Source organism: Streptomyces chlorus (assembly GCF_042655885.1).
In the GTDB taxonomy this organism is placed as follows: domain Bacteria; phylum Actinomycetota; class Actinomycetes; order Streptomycetales; family Streptomycetaceae; genus Streptomyces; species Streptomyces chlorus.
The window spans coordinates 52,873-74,203 of the sequence record NZ_JBHSOA010000012.1 but is presented as its reverse complement, the minus strand read 5'-3'; the positions used below and the strand labels follow the sequence as shown (position 1 = coordinate 74,203).

The following is a 21,331-nucleotide window of genomic DNA, read 5'->3' as shown; positions in this document are numbered from 1 at the left end:
TGTACCGACCGCCGAGGGGTCCCGTTCCGTGAGTCTGCATCCCACCCTCCAGCCCTACGCCGACGCCTGGAACCAGTCCGTCGAGGCGATATCCGAGCTGGTGCAGCCGCTCGTGGAGGCCGACTGGAACCGGCGGACGCCGTGCCCGGGGTGGTCGGTCCGCGATGTGGTCTCCCATGTCATCGGTCTGGACTGCGAGATGCTGGGCGACCCGCGCCCGATCCACACACTGCCGCGCGACCTGTTCCACGTCACCAACGACCAGCAGCGCTACACGGAGATACAGGTCGACGTGCGCCGCCACCACACGGCGCCGGAGATGACCTCCGAGCTGGAGTACACGATCATCCGCCGCAACCGCCAGCTGCGGAACGAGTCGCGTGAGCCGGGCCGGACGGTGCGCGGCCCGCTCGGCTCGGAACTCACGCTGAAGGAGTCCATGCGCCGGCACGCGTTCGACGTGTGGGTGCATGAGCAGGACCTGCGCGTGGCTCTCGGCCGCCCCGGCGACCTCGACTCCCCCGGCGCGCACGTCGCCCGCGACGTGCTGCTCGCGGAGCTGCCGCGGGTGGTCGCCGAGAAGGCTCAGGCACCGCGCAGCTCGGCCGTGGTCATCGACGTCCACGGGCCCGTGGAGTTCCTGCGCACCATCCGCGTCGACATCCAGGGCCGGGGCACGCTGGAGACCGCCCCGGCGCTCGGCCCGGCCGTCACGCTCGGCCTCGACTGGGAGACGTACGTCCGCCTGGCGTGCGGCCGGGTGACGCCGGACGCGGTGTCGGACCGGGTGAAGACGGAGGGCGACCCGGACCTGGCGGCGGCGATCCTGCGGCACTTCGCGGTGACGCGGTAGGACCGACGGGAGCGGGGCGCCGGGCGCCCTGGACGGCACCCGGGCCCCGGCGCCCGCCCACGCACCCCTACACCGGCACGTGCACGCTCTCCACCCGGCCGGCGACCAGCCGTTCCCGCTCCCTGCGCGCCGCCTGCCCGCGCAGCCGCAGGATCTGGGTGAGCCCGAGGGCCTGGAGGACGAAGACGGCGGCGAAGGCGACGCCGTAGTCCCCGCCGGTGGCGTCCAGCAGCACGCCGACGGCGAACAGGGTGGTCATGGACGCGGTGAAGCCGCCCATGTTGGTGATGCCGGACGCCGTGCCCTGCCGCTCCGGCGGGTTCACCGGGCGGGAGAAGTCGAAGCCGATCATCGAGGCCGGGCCGCAGGCGCCCAGCACCGTGCACAGCACCACCAGCAGCCACATCGGAGCCGTCTCGCCCGGGTAGGCCAGCGTGGCCGCCCACAGCAGAGCCGTCATCCCCACGGTCCCGAGGACCAGCGGCAGCCGCGCGCCGTGCTGCCGGGCGATGAGCTGGCCGTAGACGAGCCCGAAGACCATGTTGGACAGCACCACGAGGGTGAGCAGTTCACCGGCGGTGGCCCGGGACAGCCCCTGCGCCTCGACGAGGAACGGCATGCCCCACAGCAGCAGGAACACCATCGCCGGGAACTGCGTGGTGAAGTGCACCCACATCCCGAGCCGGGTCCCCGGTTCGCGCCAGGAGGCGGCGACCTGCCGGCGTACGTAGGCGGCGCCCTGGTGCCGGACGGGGTCCGGTTCCTGGCCCTCGGGATGGTCCTTCAGGAACAGCAAAAGCAGGACGAACACCACGACACCGGCGAGCGCGCTGCCCGCGAAGGCCGCCGTCCAGCCGATGTCGTGCAGCAGCCGGGCCAGGATCAGGGTGGAGACGAGGTTGCCCGCCATGCCGACCAGCCCGGCGAGCTGCCCGATCAGCGGCCCGCGCCGGGCAGGGAACCACCGGCTGCCCAGCCGCAGCACGCTGATGAACGTCATGGCGTCCCCGCAGCCGAGCAGGGCGCGGGAGGCGAGCGCCATGCCGTACGACGGGGAGAGGGCGAAGCCGAGCTGTCCGATCGTGAACAGCACGACGCCGATGCCCAGCACCTTCTTGGTGCCGAGCCGGTCGACGAGCAGGCCGACGGGTATCTGCATGCCCGCGTAGACCAGCAACTGGAGGATGGAGAAGGTGGACAGGGAGGAGGCGTTGACGCCGAAGCGGTCGGCGGCGTCGAGGCCGGCCACCCCCAGGGACGTACGGAAGATGACGGCGACGAAGTAGACCGAGACACCGATCCCCCACACCACCAGGGCACGCCGCCCGCCCGGAGGATCCCCGGGCAGGGCACTCCCGCCGGTCATCGCACTTCTCCCCGGGCCAGGTGGGAGAACCAGCCGACGTGCCGGTTGACGGCCCCGGCGGCCGCCTCCGGGTCCCCCGAGCGCAGGGCCTCGAGGATCTCCTGGTGCTCGGAGAGGGACTTCGCGATGCGGTCGGGGTGCGAGTGCATGACGGCGACTCCCATCCGCAACTGTCGGTCGCGGAGCTGGTCGTAGAGGCGGGAGAGGATCTCGTTGCCGCCGCTGCGGACGATCTCCGCGTGGAAACAGCGGTCCGTGACGGACGCAGCGGCGAAGTCACCGGCGGCGGCCTGTTCCCTCTGCCGGGCGAGCAACGCCTCCAGGCGCTCGATGAGTCCGGGGGGCGCGGGGACGGCCTTGCGCACCGCGTGCTCCTCGACGAGCAGCCGGGTCTCGACGACGTCGGCGATCTCCTGCGCGGAGACGGGCAGGACGAGGGCGCCCTTCTTCGGGTACAGCCGGATCAGGCCCTCGGCCTCCAGCCGCAGCAGCGCCTCACGCACCGGTGTGCGCGAGACCCCGACGGCGTCGGCCAGCTCCCCCTCGGTCAGCAGCGTGCCGCCCTCGTAACGGCGGTCGAGGACACCCTGCTTGACGTGGGCGTAGACGCGCTCGGCGGCGGGGGGTTGCTTCACCGGGGCCAGACTCATGGCGACATGATAGATACAACACGTACCCATGGACGCATCCGTCCATTATTCGGACCGGAAGGCCGAAGGCCCGGCGAACCCACGACCCGAACCCGCGACCCGAACCCGCGGCCCGGATCGACGGACCGGCGAACCAGCAGGCGGCTGAGGCCCCCGGCGGCCGGCGGACCGTCGAGCCGCCCGACGCGCCGACGGACCGTCGAGACACCCGGCGAAATTCGCACACCCCGATGCACAACCATCCGCACCGCCTGCGCGTCAGACTGGTGCGGCCCCACTCAGCCGCACCTCAAGTCGGCCGCAGCAATGGGGCATTCAACCTAATCGGGGTACCTCACTTGAATATCGGCAATCAGAGCGTCCGCCTCCGTAGAGCCGTCGGCGTCGCCGTCACCACCGGCGCCGTACTGGCCTCCGGAGCCCTCTACGCGTCACCGGTCCAGGCTGCCGCCGCGCCCACGATCGCCGCCAAGGGCGGCTTCGTGATGAACGACGCGAACGGCAAGTCGCTCTACACCAAGGCCGCGAACACCCGTCTTTCGACCGGTTCCACGACGAAGATCATGACCGCGAAGGTCGTGCTCGCGCAGAAGAACCTGAACCTCGACGCCAAGGTCACCATCCAGATGGCCTACAGCGACTACATCGTGGCGAACAACGCGTCGTCCGCGCGCCTGATCGTGGGCGACAAGGTGACCGTGCGCCAGCTGCTGTACGGGCTGATGCTGCCGTCCGGCTGCGACGCGGCGTACGCGCTGGCCGACAAGTTCGGTACGGGCTCGACGCGGGCCGCCCGGGTGAAGTCCTTCGTCGGGAAGATGAACGCCGACGCGAAGAAACTGGGGCTGAAGAACACCAACTTCGACTCGTTCGACGGCATCGGCAAGGGCAACAACTACTCCACGCCGCACGATCTGACGAAGATCACCAGCAGTGCGATGAAGAGCGCCAACTTCCGCGCGATCGTCAAGACGAAGGCGTACACGGCGAAGACCGTCACGAAGACGGGCAGCACCCGCACGATGGCGCCGTGGACCAACACCAACGGTCTGCTCAGCAGCTACAGCGGCACGATCGGCGTGAAGACCGGCTCGGGTCCGACTGCCAAGTACTGCCTGGTCTTCGCCGCGACGCGGAACGGCAAGACCGTCATCGGCACGGTCCTCGCCTCGACCAGCTCCGCCCAGCGCGAGACGGACGCGAAGAAGCTCCTGGGCTACGGCTTCGGCAAGGTCTGACGTACGCCGGACGCACACGGGGGCTCACCCACACCGGGTGAGCCCCCGTCACATACGGGGTCACGGGGAGGAAACCAAGATCCGCGGGTCGGGTGAACCGCCGACGGACCTCTCGGCCTCCCGGGTGAGGCGGCACAGTTCGTCGGCCAGGACCTCGATCCGGGATCCGGAGACCGGCGGAATCCGACACAGCCGGAGCATGAGTTCGCATCGTCCGTGCCTGTCGCGGATGGGGACCACCAGGCTTGCGCCTTGATACTGCCTCTCCGGTTCGAGGTCCACCGGCCGGAGATCCTCCCCCGCGGCCCGGAACATCGCCTGGATCTCGCGTTGTTTCGCCGGCGTGACCCCGTCCACGCCGTACTCGGTCAACGCGGGAAAGAGCAGCGTGTCCCGTGTGTCCCCGGCGTAGGAGCCGGCCCAGCCGTGCTTGCGCGCATGGTCCAGACGTTCCCGGGACGTGCGCAGCAGCTCCTCGCCTGCGGACCTCGCCCTGTTCATCCACTGCTCGACCTCCGCTTCGGGAGCGCCGATCAGGAACACCTCGCCGAAGGGAGGCGTGAGCGGCCACTTCGAACCGAGGATCGTGGACGTCGGCACGTCCGGGCCGGCGACCGTCGCCACGGCCACCGCGTGGTCGGCGACCTTGGCGTAGACGGTCACCTCCCCGTTGGCCGCATGCGCGAGGCGCTGCATGCCGTCGCGGATGTGCTGCACGGTCTGCACGCCCTCGGCCACGATCGCGTCACTCGGCGCGATGAAGGCCCCCGGGACGAAGCCGCCGAAACCGCCTTGGAAGAACAGCAGCGGGGCGACCGGACGATGGATCTCCAGGCTCTCGACCGAGCCGGTCACGAAGTAGTGGTCCCCTGCCGGGGTGCAGGCCTCGAGACTGCAGTCGATGCTGCACACCACGTCCGGGAGAACCGGCGCCCCGTTGCCGGAAGGCGACCACGCCAGTCCCTCGAACCTCTGGTCCGCGGGTCGGGACAAGGCCCTGCAGATGTCTTCCTGGTCGTGGGCGAGGATGTTGACGGTGAAGCGCCCCGACTTCCTGATCGCGGCGAAGCTCGCGGAGTCCCGCGCGGGCAGGAAGCCGACCAGGGGCGGATCGAGGGACACCGAGGTGAACGTGCCCACGATCATCCCGACGGGTTCCCCGTCCGCGTCGGTACTGGATATCAGGGCCACCCCCGTGGGGTGATGCCCGAGGGCCTGCCGGAAAGCGGCGGAGTCCACCGCGCCGCCGCTCATGGGTGACTCGCTTCGAGTTCGGAGGGTGTGGCCAACGCACGGATCTCCTGGGGCCAGGGCATTGCCTGACCGCTGGAACGGTCGGTCAGCACGAAGACGGCTTCGGACGTCGCGACCAGCCGCGTGCCCACCAGCATGCGCTGCGTGAGCCCCAGCGAACTGCGACCGACGCGGTCGAGGCGGGTCTCGGTGGTGATCGTCGCGGGGTGGTGGACCTGGCCCTTGAAATCTACCTCCAGCCGGACCAGCGCGATGATCGGCTCGAACCCCACCGCCGGCCTCACCTGCTCGTTCATGAACGCGTAGCGCGCATTGGCGAGGATCTCGGTGAACGCGGTGTTGCCCATGTGGCGTTGGAAGTCGAGGTCGCTCACCCGGAGCGTGTCCTTGACGATGTGTGCGCGGGGCTCCGAGGGCCCGGTGCTCGACTGATCGGTCATCAGCGCCCTCAACCTGCCTTCACGGCCTTGACGGAGGCGCCGAACTCCTTCAGCGCCCCGGCACGGTACTCACGCATCTCCTCGTTCGCCTGACGGCCCCGCACGAGGCCTTCGGCCAGCGGGAGATCCGCGACCGCGTGGAACAGCCGCTTGGTGGCCTGGAGCGCCATGGGCACCTGTCCCGCCAGTTTCTCGGCGATCTTCATCGCCTCGGCGAACTCCTCGCCCTCCGGGACGACGCGCGTGACCATTCCCATCCGCTCGGCTTCGTCGGCATGGACCAGGCGCCCACTGGCCACCAGCTCGAAACCCGCCTTGCGGCCGAGCTGCTTGGTCAGGTTGGCCATCACCACCGCCGCGACAAGACCGTGCTTGATCTCGGGGTAGCCCATGCGCACGTTGGCCGACGCGATGGTGATGTCACAGGCGAGGGCCAACCCGCAGCCGCCGCCGACGGCGTATCCGTGAATGGCGGCGATCACCGGCTTGGAGAGCTCGGGAATGGTCTTGTGCAGACCGTAGGTGAGTCCGGCGCGGTACTCGACGCGTTCGGTGTTGTCTGGCGTGAGCTCGGCGAACTCACCGGTGTCGGCGCCCGTGCAGAAGGACGTTCCCGCCCCCCGCACGACCACCGCACGGATCTCGTCGTCCTGGTCGGCTCCCCGGAGCTCTTCGATCAGTCGCTCGTAGAGCGCGCTGTCCATGGCGTTGAGCTTCTTGGGACGGTTGAGGGTGAGCACCAGCACATGGCCCAGGCGCTCGACAATAAGGTTCGCTTCCATGGTTCAGCCTCGTTCGTGCTCTAGTCGATGGAGAAGAAGACGGACTCGCGCTCGCCCTGCAGCCTGATGTCGTACCGCAGGTGCCGCTCGACGTCGGTGGGCTGTGCGATCAGGAGGGGCCGCCTGGCCTCGGGGACCTGCCGCAGGATCGCGTCGGACCCGTTGGCCTGCTCCTCGTCGGGGAAGTACACCTTCGTCGCCAGCGGCCCTGCCAGGCCGCGCGTGAAGACGAAGATGCTCAGGTGCGGCGCCAACCGGTTGCCGTCGGGCAGCGTCACCGGTTCCGGCTTCCTCACGACGGCGCGGAAGCGACCCTCGAGGGTGCGGACACGGCATGCCTGCTCCTGGCTCCAGAGCTCGAGGAACGCGCCATAGTCGACGTGGTCCCCTTGACCGTCCAGGACCATGCCCTCGATCACGACGGCGCCCGGATCGTCCTCGGCGACGGTCTGGGTGATGCCCGGCGGGGTCATGGCGAAGCCGAACAGGGGACCGCAGGTCTGTGCGGGCGTGAGAATCATGGCCATCCCTACTCGAACGGGGTCGCGGCCGAGCCGCGAAGCACGATGTCGAACCGGTATGCCAGCGCCGAGGGGTTCCTGCTCAGCAGGGCGCCGGGGTCGGTCCGCTCCGGTGGGTGGACGACCGCACCGCTGCCGTCGACGGTGGCCAGAGTGCGCCGGGGGCCGAACGACTCCGCGACGGAGTTCTCCTCGTCGAGCAGGGCGATCAGGCGCTCCTGGCCTCGTCGGTCCGGGACGGCGTTGATCATGCGGTCCATGCGGATCAGCGGGTCGCCCTCGAAGTACATCTGCGTGACGAGCCGGCCGGCGCAGCCGGCACCCAGGACGGAGAAGTGGATGTGGGACGCCCGCCAAGCACGGGCACCGTCCTTGAACATCGCCGGGTACGGGCCCGGACGGATCGTCACGAAGCGGTAGGCGCCGCGGCTGTCGGTCAGGCACCGGCCCGCGCCGTGGAAGTTGGCGTCGAGCGGAAAGCCCGACACGTCCATCGAGTCGCGGTAGCCCCCGGCGGCGTTGGCCTGCCAGATCTCGACCAGGGCGTTCTTGACCGGGATGCCGCCGCTGTCGGTCACGGTTCCGTGGACGATGACGCGGGTGCCGATGGGCTCCGAGACGCCCTGCACCGTGAGGTCGTGGTCGAACGCGCCGAGCTTCAACTGCCCGAAGGCGGGGCCCGGCAGGTGGTGGAACCACTCCTTGTCCAGGTGCACCGGTGCCGCCAACGGCACACGCAGGGTACTGACGATGGAGTTGGAATCCGCCAACGGCGGATCGAACGATTCGATCATGAGGTTGCCCTCCCCAGTGCTTGTGCGGCGAGGGCCCGGATGCTGACACTCTCGTCCGCCAGGTGGTGACACGCGGGACTGATTCCGCGGTCCAGCAGCCTTCTGGCTGTCAGGAAGGCGCCGGGGTCGTTCAGCGCCTCGACGGCGATCAGGCGGTCCCCGCGGTAGTGCCACAGCGAGAAGCCCGCGCCGTCCTCGGTGGTTCTCCTGATGACGCCGTCGCCGTCGCCGGTCAGGCCGACGATCTGCAGTCGGACGTCGTACTGGTCCGACCAGAACCAGGGCGCCGGCCGCGCGGGCGGCGTGCGACCCGCGATGTGCGCCGCCGCTGCCTTCGCCATGTATTCCGCGTTCTGGACCGACTCCAGGCGGAGTCTGCCGCCCTGCCAGGCGAAGTTGGCGCAGTCGCCCACCGCGTAGACCGACGGGGCGCTGGTCCGGCCGAGATCGTCGACGGTGATGCCGTTGTCGACCGCGATGCCGGCCTGAGCGGCGAGTTCGACCTCCGGTTCGGCGCCGATCCCCGCCAGGACGAGATCGGCGTCGATCCGCGTCCCGTCGGTGAGCACACCGGCGGCCACGCGGGCGTTCTCGCCGTCCAGCGACCGCAGTTCGCGCCCTTCCAGGACCTCGACCCCGTTGCGCAGGTGCTCCGAGCGGAGATGGTCGGCGGCCTGCTCGCTGACGACTCGCTGGAGCAGCCGGTCGCGCTCGACCACGGTGACGTGACGTCCGAGGCGGGCCGCCACCGAGGCGAACTCGAGGCCGATGAAGCCGCCACCGAGAACGAGTACCGACTTCGCCTCGTCGAGTGCCCCGGACAGGGCGTCGGCGTCGGCGAGTGTGCGCAACACGTGCACACCCTGAACGCCGTTGACCAGCGTGTCGGGCAGTCGTCGGGCCCGCGCACCGGTCGCCAGGACCAGGTTGTCGTAGCGAAGAGTGCTGCCGTCCGCCCGGACCACGGCCTGCCGGGCGACGTCGATCCCGGCCACCCGTTCGCCGGTGCGCAGCTCGACCTCGGGCTTCGCGCGGCCGGCGGGGGATCCCAGCGTGAGGTGCTCCTGCCCGATCTCGCGCAGCAGGTAGCGCTTGGACAGGGGCGGGCGCTGGTAGGGGACGGCCGCTTCGGCGCCGATCAGGGTGATCGGCGCGTCATAGCCCGCGGCGCGCAGGTGCATGGCCGTGGTGTGGCCGGCCTGTCCGGCGCCGATGATCACGGTTCCGTGTGTCATGGCGCGGCGTCACCAGCCCGGCGGTACTTCGACGGTGATTCCGTCAAGCTCGGGCCGGGCGGAGATCTGGCAGCTCAGACGGCTGCCGTCGCGCCGAGGTGCGTCGGCGAAGTCCAGCAGGTCGGCCTCGATCGGGCCGGGCGCGCCGGTCCGGTGGTCGGACTCGACGTAGACATGGCAGGTGGCGCACATCATCCCGCCACCGCATTCACCGACGATGCCGGGCACGCCGTTGGCCACGGCCGCCTCCATCAGGCTGACGCCGTCGCCGACCTCGGCGGTGATGCGCTCGCCGTCGGCGGTGATCCAGGTCACCTCAGCCATGGTCAGAACCTCCAAGCCGGACCAGCAGACTCTGCGGACCGCGGTGGGCCATCGTCTTCGTCCATGCGGGTCGTTGTCCCTTCACCAGCTCCATGCCGGGGAAGGCGTTGATGAGTTCTTCCAGCACGATCTTCATTTCGATGCGTGCCAGAGGGGCGCCCATGCACACGTGGATGCCGTATCCGAAGGACAGGTGACCTCGTGCGTCGGGGCGGTGGATGTCGAAGTCCGACGGCCGTTCGTACTGGTCCTCGTCGTGATTCGCCGATGCCAGGCTCAGCAGGACCTTGCCTCCTGCGGGGATGGTCACGCCGCTGAGTTCGACGTCCTCGAGGGCCCTGCGCCGCCAGGTCATGACCGGGGTGCTGTGCCGGAGGACTTCTTCGATCGCACGCGGGATCAGCGCCGGATCCGCGACCAGTTCCTCCCAGGCCCCGCGGTTCTCCAGCAGCGTGAGGATGCTGATGGTCAGACCGTTGGTCACTGCCTCGTGACCGGCCAGCAGCAACGCGAACACCAGACAGACGATCTCGTTCTCGGTCAGTACCGAGTCGTCGCCTCCGCGAAGTTCCAGCAGCTTGCTGGGGTAGTCGTCGCGCGGTGCCCGCTTGCGGTCCTCGACGATCTCCCTGCAAAAGTGGAAGAAGTCGTTCAACTCATGGCCGGCATCGATCATTTCCTGCCGGGTCGGCTTGCCCCAGATCATCGTGGCGCGGTTGAGCGCCCACCGCTTGATCATCAGAGGGTCCACGTCGTCGACACCGAGGAGCATGAACACCACGCGCGCGGGCATCTCGTGGGTCAGTTCGGCGACGATGTCGACTTCGTCTTTGCCGCGCAGGCCGTTCACATACTCCTGCACCAGCGCGCGAATCCGTGGCTCGCAGTCGCGGTAGCGCTTGGGATTGAGGAACTGGCCGGCGCTCTGCCGGATCCGGGTGTGCCGGGGCCGGTCCGTGTTGGACTGCACCGGTTCGACGGTGAATCCGTTGCCGGCGAGGAACCGGGTCAGTTCCTCGGGGTAGGTCTCCAGCGAGTCCAGGACGTTCGCGGCCGAGAACCGTGCGGGGTCCTTGAACACCGAGAGGACGTCCTGCCGTTTCGTCACGACCCAGTAGTCGGTCTCCTCGTTGTAGAACACCGGCGCCTCGCGACGGGCCCTCGAGAAGAACGCGTAGGTGCCGTCGTGGTCGAACGGCCTGAAACCACTGGTCACGGGGCATCGTGCGGCCGTCGGTCGCTGATCCACCACCGCCATCCGTCTCCACCCTCCCTCAGCGGCCACAGCGGCCGCTTGTTGTTTCGTCAACAGGCGGCCGAGTCTGTCCCGGCGCTTGATGATTTGTCAACGGATCTCGGTGGTCGAGGCGGCTACAGGACTTGGTCAGCGCACGATCACGCTGGTCAGGGGGTCACCGAGGCCCGTCGGCCGGTCACGGACAAGGTTCGCGGAAGCCCCGACGTACCCCGGTCGCGGACAGGTGACCTTCTTCCCGCAGTTGTCAAATTGACCCTTGACAAGTCAAGAGAGGGGGGAGAGCGTGTGCCCTTGATCACTCAACACCTTGCTGAGCAACGCTGTCCCGTGCCCGGGACAGGCCTTCTCGCATCGCGGCTCAGCGTCGGTTCCGGGGTGGCACTTCCGTAGCGGTATTCAGTCGAGAGAGGACGTCATGGGAGCGAATCAGACTGCTGAGCCCAAAGCGTCGGTCGCCCTGGCGACCGGCCCCGCTCCGGGGGGCGAGGAGAAGCAACGCCGCCGGGTCGTCTACGCCACACTGGCGGGTACCACCATCGAGTGGTACGACTTCCTGGTCTACGCGCAGGTCGCTGCCCTGCTCTTCGGTGACCTCTTCTTCAGCGGGCTCGGCCAGTGGAGCCAGCTCACCGCCCTGGCGACCGCCGGGGTGAGTTTCTTCTTCCGGCCGCTCGGCGCCATCGTCTCGGGCTATCTGGGTGACCGGTTCGGCCGTCGCATCGTCCTGGTGCTGACGCTCGGGCTGATGGGCGTGTCGACCATGCTGGTAGGCCTGCTGCCGACGACCGCGGCGATCGGAATCGCGGCTCCGATCCTGCTCATCCTCCTGCGCTGCCTCCAGGGGCTCTCCGCCGGTGGCGAGTGGGGCGGCGCGGCCATGCTCGCCGTGGAACACGCCAGAACCGGTCACCGCGGGCGGATGGGAGCCTTCCCGCAGATGGGCGTGCCGCTCGGGATGATGCTCGCCATCGTCGTGATGGGCGCCTTCAACGCCCTGCTCGGCAAGGAGGCCTTCGACGCGTGGGGCTGGCGCCTGCCGTTCCTCTTCTCCGTCGTGCTGGTCGTGGTGGGGCAGTATGTTCGGTCCCAGGTCGCCGAGTCGCCGGTCTTCACCGAACTCGAGGAGTCGAAGGCCAAGGCGAAGACGCCCCTGCGTGAGCTGCTGAGCACCCACGGCACCAAGGTGCTGAAGGCCGCCGCCACGATGGTGGGCAACATCGCCGCCGGCTACATGATCGTCGGTGGCTTCGCGCTGGCCTACGTGACCAGTGCCCATGACCTTCCTCGCGCCCAGGTGCTGATGTTGCTCTTCGCGGCCAGTGCCGTGTGGATCGCGTTCACCTACGTCGGCGCGTGGTGGAGCGACCGCTCCGGCCGTCCGGTCGTCTACAAGTTCGGCTACTCGATGCTGTTCGTGCTGCTCCTTCCGCAGTTCTGGCTGCTCAGTCAGGGCACCGGGCTGGGCGTCGGCGTGGCCCTGCTGACCCTGGCGGTGCCGCTGGGCCTGACCTACGGCCCCCAGTCGGCGCTCTTCGCGGAGATGTTCCCGGCCCGGATCAGGCTCTCCGGGGCGTCGCTCGCCTACGCGGTCGGTGCCGTCCTCGGTGGAGCGTTCGCGCCGATGATCGCCGAGGCGCTGACGCAGGGATTCGGCACGGTCATCGCGGTCGCGCCGTACTTGATGGTGATGGCACTGATCAGTCTGGTGACGGCCTTCTTCCTCACCGACCGCTCCGCAGAGCCGCAGGAGTCGATGGCCGACCGCTGAGCCGCTGCCACAGCCGCTGCCACAGCATCCGGGGCGCTTCTCCGCGTCGGAATTCCGTACCGGAATCCGAGCGGTCCACGGAGCGCCCCGGATTGCTGTTGACAACACAACAAGATGACCCGAGGATGTTGTTGACACCACAACAACTTGATTGGTTCGCGCCGGGTTCTCCAGTGCCCGGGCCCAAGCCGCTAGGAGAAAGCTGTGGGAGTTCGGGGAAACGAGGGAGCGGGTAAGCCGCTCGGAATGCTTCCGGGCTTGAAGGTCGTCGAGATGGGCCAGAACCTGGCCGCCCCGTACGCCTCGTTGATCCTCGGTGACCTCGGTGCCGAGGTCATCAAGGTCGAGAAGCCCGGAGGAGACGACGCGCGCGGCTGGGGCCCGCCGTTCGTGGGCGACAGTTCGGTCAGTTTCCACATGATGAACCGGAACAAGCGGTCCGTCGTGCTGTCGCTGGACGACGAGGCCGACTACAAGGTCTTCCTCGACCTCATCCGCGACGCCGACGTCTTCATCCACAATCTGCGCCCGGGCGTCGAGAACAAGCTCAGGGCGGACGCCGAGACGCTCAGGGCCGTGAACCCCCGGCTGATCTACTGCTCGATGTCGGCGTTCGGTCACACCGGTCCGATGGCGAACCGTCCCGGCTACGAGCCGCTGCTGCAGGCGTTCTCCGGTCTGATCGCCATCAACGGGGACCCGAGCGGTCCGCCCTCCCGGGTGGGTCCGTCGGTCGTCGACCTCGGAACGGGCATGTGGACCGTGATCGGCGTGCTCGCCGCGGTCCTGGAACGCCAGTCGACGGGGGTCGGCGGTGAGGTGAGGACCTCGTTGCTGGAGACGGCCGTCAGCTGGGCGGGACGGCACATCGCGGACTACGGGGCGACCGGCACCATCCCGCCCCGGGTCGGTACCGGTCACAACTCGTTGACTCCCTACGGTGCGTTCGAGGCGGCGGACGGCCCGTTCATCATCGCCGCGGGCAACGACCGCCTGTTCGCCAAGCTGGCCGCGGCCCTGGAGAAGCCCGAGTGGGCGAGCGACCCCCGCTTCGCCACGAACGCCGCGCGCAACGAGCACCGGGCCATGCTGCTTCCGCTCATCTCCGAACTCGTCGGCCGCAGCACCGTCGCCGACTGGATCGCGTGTCTGGAGCGCGCCGGCGTTCCGTGCGCACCCATCCATTCGATCCCGCAGGTACTGGAGCACCCTCAGACCCACGCCATGGACATCATCCTGGACAACGCCGACGACCGGCTCAAGCTCACTGGACTGCCACTGAGCATCAACGGCGTGCGAGCGGGCTTCGGCACCACGGCGCCCGCGCTCGACGAGTATCACGACGAGTTGACCGGCTCCGCGCCGGCACCGGAGTCAGGAGCCGCACAGTGACCGGCAGCCGCACCCACATCGCGACGTCCGACGCGACCTCGATCACCGTCCGCGGGAAGGACCTGTGCGAGGACCTCATCGGCCGGCACAGCTTCACGGACATGATCTACTTCCTGTCCGTCGGCCGGATGCCCACGCCGCCCGAGGCACGGGTTCTCGACGCCTGCCTGGTCACGCTCATGGAGCACGGGTGGACTCCGACGTCGATCATCACCAGGCTGGCAGCCGACAGTGTGCCCGACGACGTGCAGGTGGCGATCGCCGCGGGGCTGCTGTCGGTCGGGCCGGTGTTCGCCGGGACCATGGAGGGCTGCGCCGAGCTGCTGGTGGAGGGTGTCGAGAGCGGCGAGGACCCGGACGCCTACTGCAAGCGCGTGGCAGAGGAGTACGTGAGCGCCAAGCGGCCGGTGCCGGGATTCGGGCACCGCCTGCACAAGCCGGACGACCCGCGCGCGGTCACCCTCCTCGAGGTGGCCGGGGAGAACGGGATCACCGGCCGCTACGTCGACCTGCTGCGGCGGCTGAGCCGCGAGGTGGACGCGGCCCGGGGTGGCCGTCACCTCACCATCAACGCCACGGGTGCCATCGCCGCGCTGTTCCTGGAGATCGGGATCCCGCTGAAGGCCGGTCGCGGACTGGCCGTGGTGTCCCGGGCCGGCGGTCTGCTCGGCCATGTGGTGGAGGAGTTCGCCCAGCCCTCCGCCCGCACCATCTGGCAGCTCACCAGGGAGGGCATCCCGTACTCGGATCCCCAGGAGACTTCGCATGACTGATGAGTGGGGCGATCGGTACACCCCGGCCGAGGTGCTCGCTCTCTACCGGGAACACGGTGACACCCTGATCGACCTCGTGGCCGGCCGGGCCGCGGCGGATCCGGACCGTCCGATGCTGGTGTGCGGTGAGCGTTCATGGACCTGGGCTCAGGCCGCCGACGCGACGGGACGGCTGGCCGGTCACCTCCGGCGCAGGGGGGTGGAGGCCGGGGACCGGGTGCTCGTCATGGGCCGCAACAGCGACTGGCATGTACTCGCCTTGCTGGCCGCCGCCGGGCTGGGTGCGGTGTTCGTGCCCGTCAACCCCGACTTCAAGGTGGAGGAAGCGGCCTATGTGCTCCGTCAGTCGGGTGCCCGGGCCATCCTCTGCGACCAGGCCGCCGAACCGGTCGCCGAGGCCGCGCGCGACGACGTCGACAGCTCCGCCTGGATCCAGCGGCTCGGCGGCGAGCTCCTCGACGCGGAGCCGACCGAGCTGAGCGGCGGTGACCGGCAGGCTCCGTGCGTCATGATCTACACCTCGGGGACCACCGGTTTCCCGAAGGGCGTCCTGCACAGCCAGCAGAGCGTGATCGCCACGGGAGAGAGCTTCGTGGAGCGGGTTCGCCTGCAGCCGCACGACCGGGTGCTCACGATCCTCCCGCTGTTCCACGTCAACGGCCTGCTCTACTCAGTGGCCGGAGCGCTCGCCGCCGGTGCCACCCTGCTGGTGGAGCCGCGTTTCTCCGCCTCCGGCTTCTGGCCCACGGTCAAGCGGCTCGGTGCGACGCAGGTCAACATGATCGAGGCGATCAGCGCAATCCTGCTCAACCGGCCCGGCGACGAGTACGTGCCCGGCCACGGCCTGCGCAAGATCTACGGGATCCGGCAGGCGAGCACACGAGCGTTCCGGGAGCGGTTCGAGGTGCCCCACCTGGTGGGCGGGTACGGCATGACCGAGATCCCGGGCATCCTGAGCACTCCGTACGACGCGGAGGCCAGGCCGGGCAGCATGGGCCGGCTCTGCCGGCATCCTGATCCCGCACGGCCGTGGGCGCAGTGCCGCATCGTGGACGAAGCCGGTGCGGACGTTCCCGACGGCGAGGCCGGGGAGCTCTGGGTACGGACGCCCATCGTGATGCTGGAGTACTTCCGCGAACCCGGGCAGACCGCCGAAGCCTTCGAAGGCGACTGGTTCAGAACCGGCGATCTGGTGCGACGGGACCAGGACGGCTGGTACTACTTCGTCGCGCGGAAGAAGGACATCATCCGCCGGCGGGGCGAGAACGTCTCCGGAGCCGAGCTCGACAGGGTGGCCGCCGAACACCCGGAGGTGGTGCTGGCGGCCGCGGTCGGAGTGCCGTCCGAGATGGGTGACGAGGACATCCTGCTGGTTGCCACGCCCCGTGCGGACTCCCTCCTGACCGAGCAGGAGGTCGCCGACTTCTGCGGCGCCCGGCTGGCCCGGATCAAGCGGCCCCGCTACGTCCTTCTCACCCAGGACATGCCGCTCACGCCGACCGGGAAGGTCGCCAAACACCTCCTGAGGGCGGACGCCACTCTGCGCGACCGGGCCCGCGAGGTCGACGTCTCCGTCGACCAGCAGCCGGCCCGGCCCGGGCCCAGGTGAACCCCTCCCACGTCCCGTCAGTGGACCTGCCACAGCAGCCTTGCACGGCTGCGGAAAGGAACGCCCCATGACCGAGCTCCTCGCGCTGCACCCCGACCGGTTGACCGGTGACGTCGAACCGACCGGAGACATCCACGCGTTCCTTCTGGGCGACTTCAGCACCTCACCGCTGGTGCGGCGTGCCAGGGACCTGGTCCCGGTCCTCAAGGAGCGAGCGGCGCGGCAGGCCCAGCAGGACCGGCTGCTGCCCGAGACGATCGCGGACATGCAGCGGGCCGGCTTCTTCCAGATGCTGCAGCCCCGTGCCCACGGCGGGTACGAGCTCACTCCCATCGAGTCCTTCGAAGTGACCTCCATCCTCGCCGAGGGCGACCCCTCGGTGGGATGGGTCCTGGGAGTGGTCGGCATTCACCACTTCCACCTGGGTTTCTTCGACGCCCGCGCACAGTCCGACGTCTGGTCCTCGGACACGACCACCCTGATCAGCTCGCCGTACGCGCCCCAGACGGCCAGGCGGGTGGACGGCGGGTACCGCCTGTCCGGACGGTGGTCCTTCTCCTCCGGCAGCGACTACTGCGACTGGGCGCTGCTCGGGGCCAACATCGAGGGCGAACCGACCCCCGGGCCGGGGCCGGTCGGCAGCCACGTGCTGCTGCTCCCGCGCGAGGACTACGAGATCGTCCACAACTGGGACGTGTCCGGTCTGCGGGCCACCGGCAGCAACGACATCGTGGTCGAGGACGCGTTCGTTCCCGACCACCGGAGCCTGACCTGGACCGAGGTGCACCAGAGGACCGCACCGGGCCTGGCGCTCAACGCGGGTCTGCTGTTCAGACTCCCGTTCTTCCAGGTCTTCTCACGGGCCACCCAGGCACCGACGGCGCTCGGCGCCCTGAAGGGCATGGCGGACGCCCTGGTGGAGTTCAACAGGGGCAAGCGCCGACCCAGGATCGACCCGGCCACCGCCCTCGCGCTGGCCGAGGCCTACTCCTTCGTTTCGGAGGCGAAGGGGCGACTGTACGCCAACTACGCCGCGATGATCTCCGAGGCCGGCGGAGGTCCCAAGGTCAGCGACGAGCGACTGGAGGAGTTCCGCTTCCAGTCCGCGCACATCCCCGCACGCGCGGCCCGGTACGGCACCGAGTTGTACCGCGTCGCGGGCGGCACCGGCATCTACAACGCACAGCCGTTCGGGCGTTATCTGACGGACCTCATGGCGACGCAGACCCACGCGATCAACAACTACCAGGCCCGGGCGACGGACTGGATCGGCCCGCTCCTCGACACCACGGGGACCGTCGTGCCGACACCGCTCGGCGTGATCAAGGATCAGGAACGTCCCGCCTGAGACAGCGTTCTGGCCGGGGCCGGCGCCATTCCCATGGCGCCGGCCCCGGCTTGTCGTCACTCCGGCAGGTTCTCGGCGTTCTCGCCGAAGAGCCTGAGCATCTCGTTGAACTTCTCCACGTCCTGGGGGGTGAATCCGGCGAGCACCTGCTTGTGGCGTTCCAGAGCCGACTTGAGGATCCGGTCGTGGAGTTCGTACCCTGCGGGCGTGAGGTGCCACAGCCGGTTGCGCGGATTGTTGCCGAGGACCTTGGCCTCCGCCAGGCCGAGCTTGGCGAGCTTGCTCAGGGACCGGCTGACCGCGCCCTTGTCGTAGCCCACGGCAGGGCTGGCGGCGGTCACCGGGACGTCCGGTTCCTTGCAGAGCATCACCAGCATCCGCCACTCCATCGCGCTGATGCCGAACTCGTTCTGGTAATGCCGGGAGAAGCTCCGGTTGAAACGATTGGCGGCCCACACCAGGAGGACTGTCGGATTGTCGGCCAGGTTCAGCGTCTTGGACTTCTCCCCGTCGCCCACCTCGACCTCCTCGACAAAGAACTCATCGAGCTCGTCGCTCATGGGGTGACCTCCCGGAGTCTTGTCGATGCGAGACGGCTGTCTCACATCCGTGGTTGCGCGGTCTCTGCTGCTCGGGAAACAGTCTAGGCAGGCCATACGGCCTGCCCCGCTTCCCCATTGTGATGATCATGCCGCTCCTGAGTCGGCCGTGTGAAGGGCTCGGTCGTGACCGGCGCGCCGGGTCTCCTGGTCGACGGTGCCGAGCACGCCCGGGGCGGTGGGCCGACGGAGAGGACGGCGCCGGACCTCGCCGGCTCCGATCCGCCCCGTCACGGCCTGACACAACGAGCCTGACACAACGAAAAGAAGTCCGTGCGGAATCGATCCGCACGGACTTCTCCCTCGATCACGCCGCACGACTCCCACGAGTCGCCAGTGGCACCGCGCTCGGACTGATCAACGCGGACACGACATCACGGATGTCCTGGACCGCGGCAAGGTCCGAGGTCATTCTCTTCAGGTCCCGCACCTGTTCGGGCTGCAGGCCCCAGGGCGCGTAGCCCACGCAGTCGTCGAACCCTTGCGCATGATCCTCGGGAGTGAGCGGGTTACCCGGATATCCCGGACCGATCTCGAGGGTTCTGACCCACCGGCCTCCGCCGGCGGTGCGCATCTCGAACCGCGACGCCGAATGACCGGTGAGTGCGGGGTCGAAGTGCACGTGGATCCGCGAGATCATGGCGGACGCGCCCAGTTCGGCGACCTGTTCGGGTTCGAAGTGTTTGAGCGACGACGCTCCCCGCTCCAGAGCGTTCGCAGCGCAGTACTGCGCACTGAACTGGGCGTTGACCCGCGGGTTGGTACCGGCCTCGAAGGGTTTACCGATGAGCTTGAAGGCGAAGTCGGGCAGGAAGACGTCCACCCGCTCGATCTCCCGCGTGTTCACCGAGTCGTCGCTCAGCGCCAGGAGGGCCGACTCGGTGATTCCCTGGGTGAGCCCGCAACTGGGGTACTTCTTGAAGAAGATCCCCTCCAGATCGTAGTGACGGCCGATCCGGTCGGCGAACGACTCCGGGGAGCGCTCGCCCCGTGCGTACAGTCGCGCGTACCCGAACGGGCCGGAGATGAAGTGACGGGGTCCGGTCAGTCCGGCCTGGGCGAACTGCACGCTCTGAACAGCCGAGGCCGCGGTCCATCCCTGGATGAGCCGCACCGCCAGGGACGCGTCGACATTGCTCTGAAAACTCGCCGAACAACGGTTGAAGGAGAATGCCAGCGCGTGCAGCGTGTGCTCCGCGTCGAGACCGGCAGCCCGCGCCGCGGCAGCGGTGGCTCCCATCAGACCGGCGACGCCCGTCGGGTCCAGCCCACCGTACTGCTCCTCGGTGAGGTTGAACCGCACACCTGCCTCGAGACCCACTGCCAGCGCGGCCAGGAGCTCGGCCCCTGTGCAGCCTCCACGCAGCTCTGCGGCGGCGAGCGCCGCGGGCACGACCGAGGACCCGAGGTGCAGTCCGGGCACCATGGTGTCGCAGTAGTCCAGCGCACGCGCCATGGAGCCGTTGAGCAGCGCGGCGCTCTGGGCCGTCAGGTGGTCTCCGTGGACGAAGGACCTGGCCTCCGCTCGCCCCCCTTGGGTGACGACCAGCTGCCGGAGTTCGGCGATCCCGTCCTGCGCTGCTCCGGCGACCGCGGTGCCACACACGGTCCTCAGGACCTGGTGGGTGACGTCGAGCACCTCCGCGGGGATGTCGGCGGCCCGGGTGTGCGCCACGAAGCGGGCGATCCGCTCCTCGGGGCCCGCGGCGGAGTCGGGCGGTGCGGCGTGACGGTTCTGGTCGACGTCCGCTGCCGTGGTGTTGCCCATCGGTTTCTCGTCTCCCTCAGAGGTGTGGAAGCGACTTGGAGGCGGTCCGTCCCACCGAGGCGACACTGAGCAGGCCGATCAGCGCGACCAGGATGATCCAGCCCGCGGGGCTGGTGTCGTACCCGGTGCTCTGCACGAGGCTCTCGGCGATGAACGGCGCGGTTCCGCCGGCGACGATCGCCCCCAGGTTGTATCCCAGCGCGATGCCGGTGAAGCGGACCTTCGTCGGGAAGAGTTCGGCCACCAGCGCCCAGGTGGGCACCTGCACCCATCCGCTGAAGAACATGAAGACGAAGTAGACGAGGCCGATCGCCAGCAGGCTGCTCGTGTGGGACAGGACGAGGAACGCGGGCCAGGCGATCACTATGAACGCGAGGTAGGCCGTGACCAGGATGGGCTTTCGGTCGAACCGGTCCGAGAGCAGGCCGGGCAACGGGTAGGTCATGGCCGCGAGCGCGATGCCTGCGGCAGCGGTCCAGGCAACCGCGGTGGGCGAGACATTGCCCTTCAGCTCCAGGAAGATCCCGAAGTAGGTGAGCCCGATGTAGACGGTGCCGTTCAGGGCGATCGAGAGACCGAGCACGCGCAGCACCGAGACCGGGTGGTCCCGGATCACCGACATGAGCGGGCGCTTCTCCAAGGCCGCTCCGTCACGACGCTCCTCGAGTTCCTTGAACTTCGGGCTGTCCTCGATGCGCAGCCGCGCCCACAGGGCCAGGACGGCGAAGACAGCCGAGAGCAGGAACGGAACCCGCCAGCCCCAGGACGCCATCTGCTCGGGGCTGAAACCGAGGCGGACCGCCCCCACCACGGCCGCGGCCACGGCGAAGCCGAGCGTCGCCCCGATCGCGGTCGAGCTGCCGTACAGGCCACGGCGGCCGGGAGGCGCGAGTTCGGCGACATAGGTGGCGGCGCCGCCGATCTCGCCGCCGGCGGCGAATCCCTGCACCAGACGGACCAGCACGATCGCGACCGTCGCCGCGATACCGACGTTGGCGTGCGTGGGCAGCAAGCCCATCGCGACGCAGGCAGCGGACATGATCAGGACGGTCGCCACGAGCGAGAAGCGCCGGCCCCGCTTGTCGCCGAGGATGCCGAAGAACCATCCGCCGATCGGCCGCACCACGTAGGACGAGGCGAACAGGGCCAGCGCCGCCAACGTCGCCGTGGCCGGGTCCTGCTGGGGGAAGAACAGTGGTGCCAAGCTCAGCGCGAGGAAGCCGTACACGCTGAAGTCGTAGTACTCGATCACCGTGCCGACACCGCCGGCGACGGCGGCTCGCCGCGCCATGCTCGGATCGCCGGCTTCGGTTCTGCGCTGTTCCTCGAGGTTCGAGGTGATGGTCATGGGCTCTCCTC

General features: G+C 69.0%; 20 protein-coding genes. 7 read left to right on the top strand and 13 right to left on the bottom strand.

The window, feature by feature from the left end:
* The first annotated feature begins 28 nt into the window (after positions 1 to 28).
* Complete coding sequence (locus ACFPZI_RS07135) at positions 29 to 853, top strand: maleylpyruvate isomerase family mycothiol-dependent enzyme (protein ID WP_381359736.1); 825 nt, start codon at positions 29 to 31, stop codon at positions 851 to 853.
* A 67-nt stretch (positions 854 to 920) separates the two neighbouring features.
* Here the strand turns inward: ACFPZI_RS07135 and ACFPZI_RS07130 are convergent, their stop codons facing one another.
* Together ACFPZI_RS07130 and ACFPZI_RS07125 are read right to left on the bottom strand one after the other, a co-directional pair.
* The gene (locus ACFPZI_RS07130) at positions 921 to 2,219 is read right to left on the bottom strand and encodes an MFS transporter (RefSeq protein WP_381359733.1); all 1,299 of its coding nucleotides are present in this window, start codon (positions 2,217 to 2,219) and stop codon (positions 921 to 923) included.
* The gene (locus ACFPZI_RS07125) at positions 2,216 to 2,869 is read right to left on the bottom strand and encodes a GntR family transcriptional regulator (protein ID WP_381359731.1); all 654 of its coding nucleotides are present in this window, start codon (positions 2,867 to 2,869) and stop codon (positions 2,216 to 2,218) included. The genes ACFPZI_RS07130 and ACFPZI_RS07125 overlap by 4 nt, the downstream gene beginning before the upstream one ends.
* A 338-nt stretch (positions 2,870 to 3,207) precedes the next feature.
* On the opposite strand from ACFPZI_RS07125, the gene ACFPZI_RS07120 reads away from it, so the two are divergent.
* Positions 3,208 to 4,107 carry a D-alanyl-D-alanine carboxypeptidase family protein gene (locus ACFPZI_RS07120; RefSeq protein WP_381359728.1) on the top strand — a complete coding sequence of 300 codons (900 nt, stop codon included), beginning with the start codon at positions 3,208 to 3,210 and terminating at the stop codon, positions 4,105 to 4,107.
* Positions 4,108 to 4,167: 60 nt separating this feature from the next.
* Here the strand turns inward: ACFPZI_RS07120 and ACFPZI_RS07115 are convergent, their stop codons facing one another.
* The 8 genes from ACFPZI_RS07115 to ACFPZI_RS07080 all read right to left on the bottom strand — a co-directional run bounded on the left by ACFPZI_RS07115 (position 4,168) and on the right by ACFPZI_RS07080 (position 10,673).
* Entirely contained in the window at positions 4,168 to 5,361 is a 1,194-nt protein-coding gene (locus ACFPZI_RS07115; protein WP_381359726.1) for a flavin reductase family protein, read from the bottom strand.
* Positions 5,358 to 5,735, bottom strand: coding sequence for an acyl-CoA thioesterase (locus ACFPZI_RS07110; RefSeq protein WP_381359723.1), 378 nt, complete (start codon positions 5,733 to 5,735; stop codon positions 5,358 to 5,360). Before ACFPZI_RS07110 ends, ACFPZI_RS07115 begins: the two co-directional genes overlap by 4 nt.
* A 74-nt stretch (positions 5,736 to 5,809) precedes the next feature.
* On the bottom strand, positions 5,810 to 6,583 hold the full coding sequence (locus ACFPZI_RS07105) for an enoyl-CoA hydratase/isomerase family protein (RefSeq protein WP_381359722.1): 774 nt from the start codon (positions 6,581 to 6,583) through the stop codon (positions 5,810 to 5,812).
* 20 nt (positions 6,584 to 6,603) lie between these two features.
* Positions 6,604 to 7,104, bottom strand: coding sequence for a peptidase associated/transthyretin-like domain-containing protein (locus ACFPZI_RS07100; protein ID WP_381359719.1), 501 nt, complete (start codon positions 7,102 to 7,104; stop codon positions 6,604 to 6,606).
* Positions 7,105 to 7,112: 8 nt separating this feature from the next.
* A complete protein-coding gene (locus ACFPZI_RS07095) occupies positions 7,113 to 7,898 on the bottom strand; it encodes a dioxygenase family protein (RefSeq protein ID WP_381359717.1) in 786 nt (261 codons plus the stop codon).
* Positions 7,895 to 9,133 carry an NAD(P)/FAD-dependent oxidoreductase gene (locus ACFPZI_RS07090; protein ID WP_381359714.1) on the bottom strand — a complete coding sequence of 413 codons (1,239 nt, stop codon included), beginning with the start codon at positions 9,131 to 9,133 and terminating at the stop codon, positions 7,895 to 7,897. The genes ACFPZI_RS07095 and ACFPZI_RS07090 overlap by 4 nt, the downstream gene beginning before the upstream one ends.
* A gap of 9 nt (positions 9,134 to 9,142) precedes the next feature.
* Positions 9,143 to 9,457 carry a 2Fe-2S iron-sulfur cluster-binding protein gene (locus tag ACFPZI_RS07085; RefSeq protein ID WP_381359712.1) on the bottom strand — a complete coding sequence of 105 codons (315 nt, stop codon included), beginning with the start codon at positions 9,455 to 9,457 and terminating at the stop codon, positions 9,143 to 9,145.
* Positions 9,450 to 10,673 carry a cytochrome P450 gene (locus tag ACFPZI_RS07080; RefSeq protein ID WP_381359709.1) on the bottom strand — a complete coding sequence of 408 codons (1,224 nt, stop codon included), beginning with the start codon at positions 10,671 to 10,673 and terminating at the stop codon, positions 9,450 to 9,452. The genes ACFPZI_RS07085 and ACFPZI_RS07080 overlap by 8 nt, the downstream gene beginning before the upstream one ends.
* Positions 10,674 to 11,130: 457 nt before the next feature.
* On the opposite strand from ACFPZI_RS07080, the gene ACFPZI_RS07075 reads away from it, so the two are divergent.
* The 5 genes from ACFPZI_RS07075 (at position 11,131) to ACFPZI_RS07055 (ending at position 17,605) form a co-directional block, all read left to right on the top strand.
* Positions 11,131 to 12,483, top strand: coding sequence for an MFS transporter (locus tag ACFPZI_RS07075; protein ID WP_381359707.1), 1,353 nt, complete (start codon positions 11,131 to 11,133; stop codon positions 12,481 to 12,483).
* A 258-nt stretch (positions 12,484 to 12,741) separates the two neighbouring features.
* The gene (locus ACFPZI_RS07070) at positions 12,742 to 13,875 is read left to right on the top strand and encodes a CaiB/BaiF CoA transferase family protein (RefSeq protein ID WP_381359704.1); all 1,134 of its coding nucleotides are present in this window, start codon (positions 12,742 to 12,744) and stop codon (positions 13,873 to 13,875) included.
* Complete coding sequence (locus ACFPZI_RS07065; protein WP_381359701.1) at positions 13,872 to 14,648, top strand: citryl-CoA lyase; 777 nt, start codon at positions 13,872 to 13,874, stop codon at positions 14,646 to 14,648. Before ACFPZI_RS07070 ends, ACFPZI_RS07065 begins: the two co-directional genes overlap by 4 nt.
* Positions 14,641 to 16,257: a class I adenylate-forming enzyme family protein gene (locus ACFPZI_RS07060; RefSeq protein ID WP_381359699.1), complete on the top strand. Its 1,617-nt coding sequence runs from the start codon at positions 14,641 to 14,643 to the stop codon at positions 16,255 to 16,257. Before ACFPZI_RS07065 ends, ACFPZI_RS07060 begins: the two co-directional genes overlap by 8 nt.
* Positions 16,258 to 16,324: 67 nt before the next feature.
* A complete protein-coding gene (locus ACFPZI_RS07055; protein WP_381359696.1) occupies positions 16,325 to 17,605 on the top strand; it encodes an acyl-CoA dehydrogenase family protein in 1,281 nt (426 codons plus the stop codon).
* A gap of 56 nt (positions 17,606 to 17,661) precedes the next feature.
* On the opposite strand, the gene ACFPZI_RS07050 is transcribed toward ACFPZI_RS07055, so the two are convergent.
* The 3 genes from ACFPZI_RS07050 to ACFPZI_RS07040 form a co-directional block, all read right to left on the bottom strand.
* A complete protein-coding gene (locus ACFPZI_RS07050) occupies positions 17,662 to 18,165 on the bottom strand; it encodes a MarR family winged helix-turn-helix transcriptional regulator (protein WP_381359693.1) in 504 nt (167 codons plus the stop codon).
* A 346-nt stretch (positions 18,166 to 18,511) separates the two neighbouring features.
* Positions 18,512 to 19,972 carry an MmgE/PrpD family protein gene (locus ACFPZI_RS07045; RefSeq protein ID WP_381359691.1) on the bottom strand — a complete coding sequence of 487 codons (1,461 nt, stop codon included), beginning with the start codon at positions 19,970 to 19,972 and terminating at the stop codon, positions 18,512 to 18,514.
* 16 nt (positions 19,973 to 19,988) lie between these two features.
* Positions 19,989 to 21,320 carry an MFS transporter gene (locus tag ACFPZI_RS07040; protein ID WP_381359690.1) on the bottom strand — a complete coding sequence of 444 codons (1,332 nt, stop codon included), beginning with the start codon at positions 21,318 to 21,320 and terminating at the stop codon, positions 19,989 to 19,991.
* Positions 21,321 to 21,331: the final 11 nt, after the last annotated feature.